General features: G+C 59.8%; 10 protein-coding genes and 1 pseudogene. 2 read left to right on the forward strand and 9 right to left on the reverse strand.

Annotated elements, in window-relative coordinates:
• Position 1 precedes the first annotated feature (1 nt).
• Together ACYVNQ_RS31170 and ACYVNQ_RS31175 are read right to left on the reverse strand one after the other, a co-directional pair.
• On the reverse strand, positions 2-913 hold the full coding sequence (locus ACYVNQ_RS31170; protein WP_460908257.1) for a LysR substrate-binding domain-containing protein: 912 nt from the start codon (positions 911-913) through the stop codon (positions 2-4).
• 354 nt (positions 914-1,267) lie between these two features.
• Positions 1,268-1,519, reverse strand: a complete 252-nt coding sequence (locus tag ACYVNQ_RS31175; RefSeq protein WP_460908259.1) for a hypothetical protein — start codon at positions 1,517-1,519, stop codon at positions 1,268-1,270.
• A 430-nt stretch (positions 1,520-1,949) separates the two neighbouring features.
• Here ACYVNQ_RS31175 and ACYVNQ_RS31180 point away from each other — a divergent pair, with 430 nt between their 5' ends.
• The gene (locus tag ACYVNQ_RS31180; RefSeq protein ID WP_460908261.1) at positions 1,950-2,210 is read left to right on the forward strand and encodes a hypothetical protein; all 261 of its coding nucleotides are present in this window, start codon (positions 1,950-1,952) and stop codon (positions 2,208-2,210) included.
• 31 nt (positions 2,211-2,241) lie between these two features.
• Here ACYVNQ_RS31180 and ACYVNQ_RS31185 read toward each other — a convergent pair whose 3' ends face one another.
• Both ACYVNQ_RS31185 and ACYVNQ_RS31190 read right to left on the reverse strand, forming a co-directional pair.
• Complete coding sequence (locus ACYVNQ_RS31185; RefSeq protein WP_460908263.1) at positions 2,242-3,228, reverse strand: 2-keto-3-deoxygluconate permease; 987 nt, start codon at positions 3,226-3,228, stop codon at positions 2,242-2,244.
• Positions 3,229-3,380: 152 nt separating this feature from the next.
• Complete coding sequence (locus tag ACYVNQ_RS31190; RefSeq protein WP_460908265.1) at positions 3,381-4,910, reverse strand: UxaA family hydrolase; 1,530 nt, start codon at positions 4,908-4,910, stop codon at positions 3,381-3,383.
• 239 nt (positions 4,911-5,149) lie between these two features.
• Between ACYVNQ_RS31190 and ACYVNQ_RS31195 the strand changes: the two are divergent.
• Positions 5,150-5,487, forward strand: a pseudogene (locus tag ACYVNQ_RS31195) (phospholipase domain-containing protein); the annotation flags it as partial.
• Between the two features lie 130 nt (positions 5,488-5,617).
• On the opposite strand, the gene ACYVNQ_RS31200 reads toward ACYVNQ_RS31195, so the two are convergent.
• The 5 genes from ACYVNQ_RS31200 to ACYVNQ_RS31220 all read right to left on the reverse strand — a co-directional run bounded on the left by ACYVNQ_RS31200 (position 5,618) and on the right by ACYVNQ_RS31220 (position 11,907).
• A complete protein-coding gene (locus ACYVNQ_RS31200) occupies positions 5,618-7,240 on the reverse strand; it encodes an acyl-CoA synthetase (RefSeq protein ID WP_460908518.1) in 1,623 nt (540 codons plus the stop codon).
• 2 nt (positions 7,241-7,242) lie between these two features.
• Positions 7,243-7,950 (reverse strand): ABC transporter ATP-binding protein, encoded by a 708-nt coding sequence (locus ACYVNQ_RS31205; RefSeq protein WP_460908267.1) that lies wholly within the window; start codon positions 7,948-7,950, stop codon positions 7,243-7,245.
• The gene (locus ACYVNQ_RS31210; protein ID WP_460908269.1) at positions 7,940-9,757 is read right to left on the reverse strand and encodes an ABC transporter permease subunit; all 1,818 of its coding nucleotides are present in this window, start codon (positions 9,755-9,757) and stop codon (positions 7,940-7,942) included. Before ACYVNQ_RS31210 ends, ACYVNQ_RS31205 begins: the two co-directional genes overlap by 11 nt.
• A 15-nt stretch (positions 9,758-9,772) precedes the next feature.
• Complete coding sequence (locus tag ACYVNQ_RS31215; RefSeq protein ID WP_460908271.1) at positions 9,773-10,615, reverse strand: ABC transporter permease subunit; 843 nt, start codon at positions 10,613-10,615, stop codon at positions 9,773-9,775.
• A 62-nt stretch (positions 10,616-10,677) separates the two neighbouring features.
• The gene (locus ACYVNQ_RS31220; RefSeq protein WP_460908273.1) at positions 10,678-11,907 is read right to left on the reverse strand and encodes an urea ABC transporter substrate-binding protein; all 1,230 of its coding nucleotides are present in this window, start codon (positions 11,905-11,907) and stop codon (positions 10,678-10,680) included.
• Between the last annotated feature and the right edge of the window lie 161 nt (positions 11,908-12,068).

Below are 12,068 nucleotides of genomic sequence, written 5' to 3' on the forward strand. Positions count from 1 at the left end.
GTTATTCCACCGCGAGAATCTCCGGAACTTCCTCAACGAGAAAGTCGAGCAATGCGCGAACCGATGGCAACTGGTTCTGCCCATAAGGCATCAGTGCAGTCAGGTTCGTATCGCCGGCTGTCCATTCCGGCAAAACTCTTATCAAGCTGCCTGCGCTCAATTCGGCCTTACAGATAAACGCGGGAAGCGCGGCTATACCTAGTCCTGAGACAGCTGCGCCTTTCAAGGTCGTCAAGCAGTCTGTCATCAGGGTGGGGGAGATGGGCATGGTGATGACTTTGCCGTTACGTGCGCGCAACGTCCATCTGCAAGGTTGGCCATCGAGGATCATGAAGAGCGTAGGTATGCCCTTGAGGTCATCCGGATGGCTAATCTTGTTGGTTTTATCGAACAGTGTCGGGCTGCCGAACAGCATCCATGGCATGGAGGCAAGCGGACGCTGGATTAACGACGAGTCTCGCAACGGTAGGGCGTGTGCATGAATGGCAACGTCGAAGCCCTCTGCGACCATGGGCGCATCCGCTTTCGAAGTTCGTTGCATGACCTTCACATCTGGATACTTTTTGCTGAAGGTAGGCAACACATAGCACGTCGCAAAATGCGCGATTGCCCGGGGCACACTGATCTTGAGCAGCCCGCTCGGGGTGATCAGCCGCTGGCGTACAGCCGATTCGGCGTCGAGCGCATGCTGAAGCGTTGCCTGCGCGTGCCGATAGAATTCCTTTCCCACATCCGTTACCGTGAACCGACGCGACGTGCGTTCGATCAGACAAACGCCGAGTTTCGCTTCGAGTTGGCTGAGCCGGTAACTGATCGTCGATCTGGGCAATGACAGTGCCTGAGCGGCGGCCGTGATACCCATGTGATCGACGACGTTCACGAAGTATCGTAGATTGTTCAGGTCATGCATCATCTGACCGTCAAATGCGGGCGATCGCAACGCAAATCATCTTGAACAGGACGTGCCATGCGAGCCTCCGTCGTGCGCGTGTGTGCGCACGATCACATGTCGACACGACGGCCTAAGGCCGGTGTCGGACACGTATCGTGCGAAATTTGCGGGCGTTACTGCATGCGAGCAGGAGCCGTTCACTGAAGAGAGAACGTGCAGATGATAAAGCGCGTGGCCAATGCAGATGCTGCATTTCTTTCATCAGATACTGCACGGCTTGCATGATCGGATGGGGCGCGGCGGGGCTTACCGATCGACGATCATGCGCATACGCGTGAGCAGCAGGGTTCTGCTGGCAAGACGAATGCGGTCAGCTCAAGCCTGCTGCGAAAGAATCTGTACGCCGCGCGTTGCAGCTGTCGCAGCGATGAGATCCTGCATGGTGCGTGCATCCAGCAGCATCTTTTCGATAAGCGAGCGGTCGGCGTTGTGCTTGAGCACGAACTGGAGAGCGTAAACGGTACCGTGATGGATGAAATGCTGGTCGATCAGTTCACGCGCCTTCATTTCAGTCAGTGCCTCGAACGTCGAGTGCCACGCCTCTGGGTTGTTTTCGATATTTGACACAGCTCATTCCTTTCTGGAAGCCGACACGATTCCGGAGTCAGATTGCCGGCGACTGTCGACGCTTCAGCAAAAGATGCGCCACCGCGCGGCGGGCCTTGTACAGCCGGGAGATGCACGGTCGTAGTCGGGGGATGGATAGCCGGAAAGGTCGCGACTGTTCCAGTTTTGATACAACGAAAAGAACCGTGGGCGCGCCGGTTCGCCGCGCTGTATCCCGCTGACGGGCGTGCGGGATGTGGAAAGCGAGCGTCGAAACTGTTTCAGAACCTGGATCGCGTGTCAGAAGCCTGATCGATCGGTTGAGCATATGCGCATGCGCCGACAACAATGAATTCCGTCAACGATGCCCATTGCCCGGCAGCCGTGCGTCTACACTGCAGTCTCCGATGCGTACAAGACGGTACGCAGCACGTTTCCCCGAGAGAAAGCCATGAAAATCGCACGATTCATCATCGCAAGCTTGCTGGTCGTTCCGTCCGCTTTCGCGTTTGCGCAATCGACGCCGCTGTCGATCAATGACGACGTAAGCGCGAGCATCGCACAACAGAACACGACGTACCGATACGCCGATCACACCGAGCAGACGCAAGCAGCAATAAACGATGCAAAACGGACGGCGCTGCTGCCCCATCAGATGGCCGAAATGAACCTGGGACGTTATTCGTTATCAGTTGTGCGGCCGTCGTTTTGATTGAATCGTTCGACGAGTTTCAGTAGAAGATTCAGGCCGCGTCAGCTTTTTGCGCGAGCTGCGCGGCCAGTAGTTCGTTGTTCGCCTTGTTTTTCCGTGCCCGGTATTTCACGTACGCGGCGGTCGCGAGCGGTGTCAGCAGCGACGTGATAATCGTTGACGCGGCAATCTGCGGCGTTGCAATCGCAACCAGCGACCCGAGATGCGGATCGACCGCAGCGATTGCGGTCGGTGTCGCAACGGCGTTGCCGGCAGTGGTAGAGACGGCTGCGCCGGCTACGCCCGTGCCGCCGGCAAGGCGCGAAGCGATGATATTCACGACGAAACCCAGCGTGAGTGTCATGAGCCCAAGCAAAATGCCCGACAGCCCTGCGGCAAGAATCGCGTGCAGGTTGATCCCCACGCCGAGGCCGAAAGCAAAAAACGGGATCAACAGATGGCCGCCTGCTTTCAGGAACTTGCGCATGTCGGGATCGAGGTTGCCAAGCGCCATACCGATCATGATGGGCAGGATCGTCGCGATCAGCTCGGTAAACGGAATCTTCGCGAGCCCCGATACACCAAGCGCAACCATCGTCATGAACGGGCCTTCCTGAATCGACAGCACCGCGAGTGCGCCGCGATCGACTTCATCGCCAAACTGCTGCGTGAGTGCCGCGTAAAGTCCCATGTTCGCGTTGGTCATCGCCGCGATGATCGCGATGCTCGACAACCCGAGCACCTCGTGCCCCTTGAAAAAATGGCTGACCAGCAGGCCGATCGCGATGCCGACGGCGAGCTTCGAGAGCGTGATCACCGCACCCTGTTTCAGCGCGCGCGGTGCGGTTTTCAGCTGGATCTCAGCGCCCATGCAGACGAAGAACACCGCGAGAATCGGCAGCGCGCCGTGCGCAAGCTGCGTCGAGAAACTGCCGATAGCAAGTACGTGCGGGAAATACGTATTGAGGATGCTGCCCCACAACAGGGGAATCACCATCATGCCACCGGGGAATTTCTCGATGGCTTCCTTGATCTTCATTGCATTGTCTCCGTCGGGCACCGCATCCGTATCGATGGGCGCTCAGGCGTCAAGGCCAGATGGCCATTGACGTAAGGGGGCCCGCGCGGTCGCTCGATCGAGCAACCACGTACGGGCTGAAAGCGGCTAGGGGATGTGCTTGAGGGTGCTGCTTACATTTGCGCGCCGATCATCCAGGGCACGAACTCTTCGTTGCCCACGCCAAGGGCTTCGCTTTTGCTCTTCGCGCCCGATGCGATTTCGATAATCATTTCGAAGATCTCGCGGCCTTTTTGCTCGACCGTCGAGTCACCGTCCATGATGTCGCCGCAGTTGATGTCCATATCGTCGACCATGCGCGTGTACATCTTCGTGTTGGTCGCGAGCTTGATGGAGGGCGCCGGCTTGGCGCCGAAGCACGAGCCACGGCCGGTGGTGAACAGCACGAGGTTCGCACCGCTCGCGATCTGCCCGGTCGCGCCCATCGGGTCGTAGCCCGGCGCGTCCATAAACACGAGGCCGTTGGTGTCGATCGGCTCGGCATAGCGATACACGCCCGTCAGCGGCGTCGAGCCGCTCTTGGCCACCGCGCCGAGCGACTTCTCGAGAATCGTCGTGAGGCCGCCGGCCTTGTTGCCAGGTGTCGGGTTGTTATCGATGCTGCCTTTTTCGCGCTTCGCGTAGTCTTCCCACCAATGAATGCGCTCGACGATTTTCTGGCCGACTTCGGGCGTGATCGCGCGGCGCGTGAGCAGGTGCTCGGCACCGTAGATTTCGGGTGTCTCGCTGAGAATCGCGGTGCCGCCGTGCTGCACGAGCAGGTCGACTGCCGCGCCGAGTGCCGGGTTCGCGGTGATGCCCGAGTAGCCGTCCGAGCCGCCGCATTGCAGCGCGATATTCAGATGCGAGACTGGCAGCGGCTCGCGCTTTACGTCGTTGGCGGCCGGCAGCATCTTCTCGAGCGCGGCGATCGCGGCGTCGACGGTCTTCTGCGTGCCGCCCTGTTCCTGGATCACGAGCGGCACCATCATCGCGTTGGGCTCGACGCCTTCGGCGATGAACAGCGCGCCCATCTGGTTGGATTCGCAGCCGAGGCCGATCACGAGCACGCCCGCAAAATTCGGATGGCGGATATAGCCGCCGATCGTGCGGCGCAACTGTTGCACGCCTTCGCCGTGGTGATCGATGCAGCAGCCGAAGCTGTGCGTAATCGGCACGATGCCGTCGACGTTCGGATACGCATCGAGCTTGCCGGGCGCGGAGAAGTGCTGCGAGACGAGCTTCGTAACGGTGGCCGAGCAGTTGACCGTGCTGACCACGCCGATGTAGTTGCGCGTTGCGACGCGGCCGTCAGCGCGGCGAAAGCCCATGAACGTGCGTGCCGTTTCGGCAGGCACCACCTGCTTCATGTCCTGGCCGAACGCGTAGTCGCGTGCAAAGTCACCCATCGACACGTTTTGCGAATGCACGTGCGCACCGGGCTCGATAGCCTGCGTGGCGAAACCAATGATCTGACCGTAACGCCGGACCGGATCGCCGGCCTTGATCGAGCGCAGCGCTACCTTGTGCGCAGCGGGGATGTCGTCACGCGTGACGATGCCGCCGACTTCGGCCAGCGCCGTGCCCGACGCAATTGCCGTGCGCGCGATCGCGACGTCGTCGTCCGCATGAAGCCTGATAACCAATGATGCAGAATCCGCCATGTTTTTCTCCAGTATCGTGGGGAGCGACACATCGGTGCTGATTGATCGTCTCGATGCGGTCGCGCACACGTATGGTGGTTTCGTGCGCGATCCAGCGCAAATTGGTCCGGCCACTTGATGGCCCCCGCCAATTTCTCAATCGGCCGCCCGGGCCTTTCAAAGCCCGATTACCCGATCACATCGCTGTCACATTGCCTTTCTACACGCGCGATTGCATTACGTTTTGCTTTCGAAAACTGAATCGCGTTGCCGACAGCGGGGTCACGCCGGAGATCCGCGTCTGCTACGGCATCGCCAATGGCAACGTGTATGCCGACCTGATGAATACCGGCAAGAGTGCCTGCACCTTCACGATTACGTCGCTGGCCTACCGCACCGATGGCCCATGGCAGGTCAAACTGGCAGGTACAGGCACGGACTTCTATGGTCTTTAGCGTCGAGCGGCCAGTGGTACGACTTTGCTGTGACCTGCGATAGCGATAAGGCGTTCTATCGTCGCTTTGCCGGGCGGGTGGAGACGGGCAAGCATTCGGCTAGCGATCCGGCCATGGGCGTGAGCGGGGCCGTGGCTGGCTAAGCGCTGAAAAAACTCGGCTGGTCTTGATGGAGGAACAGCAAGGCCGGCGTCCTTCGTGCTGAAGGATGCCGGCTGCTGTTCCTCCGGTTTGCGAAATCTCGAGTCTGATTCGACCAGGGCGGCCGCGTCGTCAGCGGTTTCTCAACTCGCGTCGTATCAGCTTGCCCGTCGACGTCATTGGAAGCGACTCCCTGTATTCGACGAGACGCGGGTACTCGTGCGCCGCGAGACGCACACGCACGTGGTCCTGAAGTTCTCTTGTCAGCGCATCGCTGCCGGAAAACCCGTCGGCAAGCACCACATACGCCTTCACCACCTCGGTGCGCGCTTCGTCCGGCACACCTACCACTGCCACCAGTCGCACGGCCGGATGGCCAAGCAGACAGTCCTCGATCGGACCCGGCCCGATGCGATACCCGGCACTCGTGATCACGTCGTCATTGCGACCCACGTAGTGAATGAATCTGTCCGCGTCCATGCGGCCTAAATCACCCGTCAGCAGGAAATCGCCTGCAAACTTCTCGGACGTAGCGGTCGGGTTGTTCCAGAAGCCCAGAAACATCACAGGGTCCGGCGACCGAATCGCGATATTGCCGATTTCATCGATGGGGACAACCGCGCCCTGATCGTCGACCACTCTCACGTCGTGACCGGGTGCCGCGCGCCCGATTGCGCCGGCGCGAGCGGCAAACCAGTTACTGCAGGACGAAACGACCATGTTGCATTCGGTCTGGCCATAAAACTCATTGATGGTGACGCCGAGCGCATCCTTGCACCACGTCAGAAGCTCGGATCCCAACGATTCGCCGCCGCTTGCGATGGATCGCAGGCGCAATTCCCATCGGTCACGAGGCGACTTCTCGATGCGCAGCATCTTGAGCGCGGTTGGCGGAAGAAAGACATGCGTGACGCCGTGTCGACTCATCAGATCGAACGCTGCGGCTGCATCGAACTTCTCGAACCGGTGCGAAACAACCGTGCATCCGTGATGAAGCGCCGGAAGCAGTACGTCCAGCAGCCCGCCAATCCATGCCCAATCGGCAGGCGTCCAGAAGATGTCGCCTCGACTGATCGAGCCGCCATGCGACATCTCCACACCCGGCAGATGGCCCAGCAACACGCGATGCGCATGCAATGCGCCTTTCGGCTTTCCGGTGGTTCCAGACGTATAAATGATGACCGCAGGATCATCGGCACGTGTGACGACCGGCTCATGGAAGTCCATTTCTGCATCAAGAGCCGAGTCGAAACTTTCGATCGCCGCGACCGAACCCTCGATAGCCTCGGTGACGAGGATGGAGCGCAAATCGGGTAAGCGGTCCCTGATGCCGGCAATTTTCCGCGCTCCCGCTGCATCGGTGACCAGCACGCTAGCGCCGCTATCTCTCAGCCGATACTCCAGCGCTTCTTCTCCAAACAACGAGAACAACGGTACCGAGATCGCGCCAACCTTGAAGGCCGCGATATGAGCGATCGCAGTCTGCGGAGACTGCGCGAGAAGTATCGCAACCCGGCTGCCGTTCTCTACACCGCGTGTGCGAAAACAGTTTGCGGCCTGATTGCTTCTGCGACGCAGTTCCGCAAACGTCATGCGGACGATGCGACCGTCCTTGTATTCATGAACCAGGGCCGTCTGGTCGGGTTCAGCATGCGCCCACTTGTCGCAGACATCGACGCCGATGTTGTAGTACTCGGGAATATACCAGCGGAAATTACGGGCCTTGTCTTCATAGCCGCCGTCTGCGCACCGCATGATCACACTCCCAGATACTGACGTTGCAAATCCGCATCGTTGATGATCCGTTCGGGGTCGCATTCGAAAACGATGCGGCCTTTGTCCACCAATCGACAATGCGCCCCCATGCGCGCCACAAATTCCAGATTCTGCTCGACGACGATAACAGCGATTCCGTCCCGGCGGTTGATGTCCCGTACGGTCTCGGCTATCTGATCGACGATCGACGGCTGTATTCCTTCAGACGGTTCGTCAAGCAGCAGCAACGAAGGGCGCGTGATCAGCGCACGGGCTAACGCGAGGATCTGCTGTTGACCGCCGCTCAGCGAATCACCGCGTTCATCGGCCTTCTGGCGCAGCATCGGAAACGACGCAAACAATCCGTCGATGGCTTCACGCCAGTCCGGGCGCTTTGTTCCGAAGGCAGCCGCTTTCAGATTATCGATTACCGACAACGAAGGAAAGATGTCTCGCCCCTGCGGGACGTAGGCGATTCCCCGATGAGCGCGTCGATGCACCGCAACACCCTTCAGCGATGTTCCGCCGAACACGATATCACCTTGCTGCACATCGATCGCACCGGCGATTGCGCGCAACAGTGTGGTTTTTCCGACGCCGTTGCGGCCGAGTATCGAAACCATCTGCCCCGGCTCCATCTGCAGATCCAGACCATGTAGAACGGAGGTTTGCCCATAGCCGGCGTGGAGGTTCTTTATGTCAAGCAGCATGTTCTTTTCCGTGTCGCCCCAGGTAGATATCGAGGATTCGCTCGTCACGTCGCAAATCGTCGAGTGAGCCCGACGCGAAGACACTTCCCTGGTGGAACACTGTCACTGGAACATCCAGCGCGCGCACGAATTCCATATCGTGTTCGACCACAATGACGGACACCGCGTGTCCCAGCAGACGCACCATCGCGGCCATACGCGCGGTCTCTTCCCGCGTCATGCCTGCCGTTGGTTCGTCAAGCAGAACAACCGATGGATCGGTGGCGATGACCATCGCAATTTCGAGCCACTGCTTCTGGCCGTGCGATAGCGACCCTGCATGGCCGTCGCCACGTTCGCCCAGTCCCAGCCACTCGATCAATTCCTGCGAGCGGCGGTCAGCTGCGGCGCTGCTTCGCAGCCGACCGTACGCGGCGAGCCACAGGTTCTCTCGTATCGACAGTTCGTTGAAGATACTGGCTACCTGCAGCTTGATGCCCAGTCCGCCTCTCACTCTGTCGTGCGCTTTCATACGGGTGATCGGGCGGCCGCCAAGTGCGATGGCACCGCGATTCGGCGCGAATCGACCCACCAGCAGGTTGAAGAACGTGCTTTTGCCCGCACCGTTCGGCCCGATCAGGCAGTGAACGCCGCGCTGCGCAAACTCGATGGTCGCGTTCTCTACCGCCCTTACTCCGCCGAAGCGTTTTTCGAGTCCGATGACGCCAAGTGCAGCGCCTGTCGACTCGCTTTTGAACGGCAGGGCTTCCAGTCGCGGCCCTTGGGATTCTGCTTGCGCCGCGCCTGCTGTTTCGGCGAGATCTTTTTTGCCTCTTGAGGCCAGGTAGCCTGTGAGTGTCGGAATCACACCTGCCGGCAAAAACAAAACCACCGCGATTAGAACGACGCCGAGTATCACTGGGGTTGCATCGCCGGCTCCGCCACCCAGTGCAAAAGAAACAGATTGCACGAGCAGTGCGCCGACGAATGCGCCGGCAAACGAAATGCGGCCACCAACCAGCACCCAGATGACGACCTGCGCGGCCAACGCCAGCCCAAACACGCCTGGGCTGGTAAACATGGCCCACGCGGCGTAAAGCGCACCGGCGACGCCCGCTATCGCACCTCCAATCGTGAACACGACAAGCTTTCTCAGGCGCACGTCGTACGCGAGCAACTGGGTGCGCAGTTCGTTCTGCCGGAGGGCCGTAAGCACTCGACCGAACGGGCGTTGAAGAAGAATGTAGAGACCCGCTACCACCAGCGCGCAAATCAGAACCACGAGCACGTAAGACTGCACGACCGTCAACGGCATCCCCGTGTCGCCGAATGGCAGCGTAAGCGGCGGCACGGCCGACATACCGTTGTACCCGCCAAGCTGCGCCTCTCCGACGTGATACTTCGGATCGGCTGTGCTTGAAAGCACCGTGAACAAGACCAGGGTCATGGCCAGCGTGATGATTCCGACGTAGACGTCGCCGACATTTCCGTAAAATATGAAGTAGCCGACCAACGCGGCCAGCACCGCCGCTGCAAGCGTGGCGATCACCACCGACGACAGTGTCTCGTTCGTGATGGGCAACAGATTGATGGCGGCCAGGCTGTACGCATAGGCACCGATGCCGAAAAATGCGCCTTGTCCGAAGCTGAATATTCCGCCGTGCCCCCAAACGAATACCAGGCTGACCGCGAGCAGGCCATACAGTGCCCAGCTTGTTAGCTGCAGCGTCGCGAACTCGGGCATAGCCACACCGAGAATGATGCAAGCTAGCGCAATCGCCGTACAAGCGACCATGCGAAACTTCAACGGAGCGAAGAAGGGTTTCATGGTTCGGCGCCTCGCTCAGAGCTTGCGTCGCAGGCGACCGGAAATTCCAGTCGGCATCACGCGTACAAGGCAAATGGCGAGAATGAGCAACGCCGCTTGTCCAAAGAACGGCGTCGACAGATAAGAGACGATGTTCTCAAGGCCACCCAGCAGCACGGATGCCGCCGCTGCACCGGTGAGCACGCCGGAACCGCCCACCACGACGGTCATGAACGCACGCGCAATATAAGCCTCTCCCATGGTGGGCATCACGCCAACCATCGGCGCGAGCAGCGCACCCGCAGCGCCGGCGAGGCCGGCTCCGAACATAAAGGTCAATGCGTTGATGCGTTGCGGGTCGATGCCGATCGCTGCAGCCATCTGTGGTCGCTGAACCGCCGCGCGCGCCATCACGCCATACTTCGTTCGCGTGAAGACCGCGTAGACAAATCCGAGCAGACCCAGCGCCGCGACAATAAGAATCACTGAGTAAACGGAGATCGAGTATTCGCCGACCTTGAAGCTGCCGCCGGGCGTAGCAATGCCTTGGGTCGCCGAACCGAACAGGTACACCGCGACTTGCGACATGACGAGGCTAAGGCCCCAGGTTGCAAGCATGCTGTCCGCGAGGCGCCCATACAGATGACGGATCAGCAGGCGTTCGACCACCCACCCATACGCGGCAACCACACATGTGGCCAGAATCATCGCCACCGGAAGCGGCAACTGCAGCCTGACCCCGGCGAGCGTCGCAAACGCACCGAACATCAGGAATTCGCCATGGGCCAGATTGATAATCCCCATCATCCCGAACAGGACGGACAGGCCCAGAGAAATCAGGATCAGAATCGCGATGCTGAGTCCGATGGACACAGCCATGTTCGATATCCAACCCAGGTTTGACGCTGCCATCATCGGTTTCTTCCGGGACGATAAGCGGTTTAGTTCGCGCTGGCCGAAGGCGTGTACTGACGAGCCGTATTGGGACGTGCCTTCAGGTCGCATACGCTGCGTTCATAGCTCGGCACAACGGCTTGTTGCTCGCCGATTACGGTGAAGCCGTGGCTATCGTTCGCACGCGCGAGATGGACGTTCTGTACGAGATGGTGAGTCCCCGCGTCCATCGACACCTTGCCCGACGGGCCGTCGAATTCGACGCCACTCTCGAGCGCCGCGATGACTTTGTCCCGGTCGGTGCTGCCCGCTTTCTCGACAGCCGCAGCCCACAGGTGCCAGCCGTTCCAGACCGCGACTGCGCTATCGGTGATGTACGGGTAGCTGGCACCGTAGGCTTTCTTCCAGTTGTCGCGGAACCTGTCGTTGCCCGCACCGCCGAGTTCCTGGAAGTACGGAAATGCGACCGTGATGCCGTTAGCTTCCTGCGGACCGAGCACGACCTGCTCGTTGCCGAGGCCGAAGGTTGCTGAGACAACCTGCATGCGACTGGCCAGGCCCGCGGCCGCGAACTGGCGATAGAAGGCAATATGATTGCCTCCAACAAGGAGGGAAAATACGACATCTGGTTTGGCTTCCTGAAGCTTGGAAATGACCGAGCCGAACTCGCTCACATCCAGCGGGATGAAGTCCACGCCGATCACCGTGCCGCCGGCCTTCTTCACATACTGTTTGACCCAGTCTGCCGAGATGTGGCCGTAGTTGTAGTCCGCTGCCAGAACGTAGAATTTCTTCTTGCCATTCTTGATCGCCCAGTCGACCAGCGGCGCGATTTGTTGCGAAGGCACGATGCCCGTCAGGAAGACGTTCTTGTCGCACACTCCACCTTCATACTGCTCGTTGTAGAAGTAGAGCGTCTTGTTGCGGTCGGCGATCGGCCTGATCGCTTCCCGCGACGCACTGGTGATGCCCCCCATGATGACCGATACCTTGTCGCGAAGAGCCAGTTGATTCGCGTAGGTCGTGTATTTGGAGTTGTCGGACTGCGCGTCATAGGTGACGAGCTTCAACGGGCGCCCGAGCACGCCACCTGAATCGTTGATGGACTTGACCGCGAGCCTGGTCGCGTCGGCCATTGTTTTGCCGTAGACGTTGAGGCCGCCGGTTTCATCCAGCACGCTGCCGACCATGATGGGGTCTTTGTCCGCCGCTATCGCTGCAGCTTGCGACAGAGACAACAGGCAGACAACGGCCAGCGCCGAAAGTATTCGAATCATGGGAACTCCACTGAGTTGGTGAACCGGGTGCCGCCGGCAGCTGATTCTTCGCATGGCGAAGGGGCGCCGACCGACGTTTTTGAATTATTTGCAGTGCAGCAACCAGGGCGACACACGGCGCGCCGCACGCACATGCTTACGGGTTTGCCAGTGAGCCAATC

Source organism: Paraburkholderia jirisanensis (genome assembly GCF_054782355.1).

Coding starts and splice junctions, on each gene's coding strand:
- ACYVNQ_RS31185 (WP_460908263.1), bottom strand. CDS start 3,228: ATGAAGATCAAGGAAGCCATCGAGAAATTCCCCGGTGGCATGATGGTG.
- ACYVNQ_RS31210 (WP_460908269.1), bottom strand. CDS start 9,757: ATGAAACCCTTCTTCGCTCCGTTGAAGTTTCGCATGGTCGCTTGTACG.
- ACYVNQ_RS31180 (WP_460908261.1), top strand. CDS start 1,950: ATGAAAATCGCACGATTCATCATCGCAAGCTTGCTGGTCGTTCCGTCC.
- ACYVNQ_RS31215 (WP_460908271.1), bottom strand. CDS start 10,615: ATGGCTGTGTCCATCGGACTCAGCATCGCGATTCTGATCCTGATTTCT.
- ACYVNQ_RS31170 (WP_460908257.1), bottom strand. CDS start 913: ATGATGCATGACCTGAACAATCTACGATACTTCGTGAACGTCGTCGAT.
- ACYVNQ_RS31205 (WP_460908267.1), bottom strand. CDS start 7,950: ATGCTGCTTGACATAAAGAACCTCCACGCCGGCTATGGGCAAACCTCC.
- ACYVNQ_RS31190 (WP_460908265.1), bottom strand. CDS start 4,910: ATGGCGGATTCTGCATCATTGGTTATCAGGCTTCATGCGGACGACGAC.
- ACYVNQ_RS31220 (WP_460908273.1), bottom strand. CDS start 11,907: ATGATTCGAATACTTTCGGCGCTGGCCGTTGTCTGCCTGTTGTCTCTG.
- ACYVNQ_RS31200 (WP_460908518.1), bottom strand. CDS start 7,240: ATGCGGTGCGCAGACGGCGGCTATGAAGACAAGGCCCGTAATTTCCGC.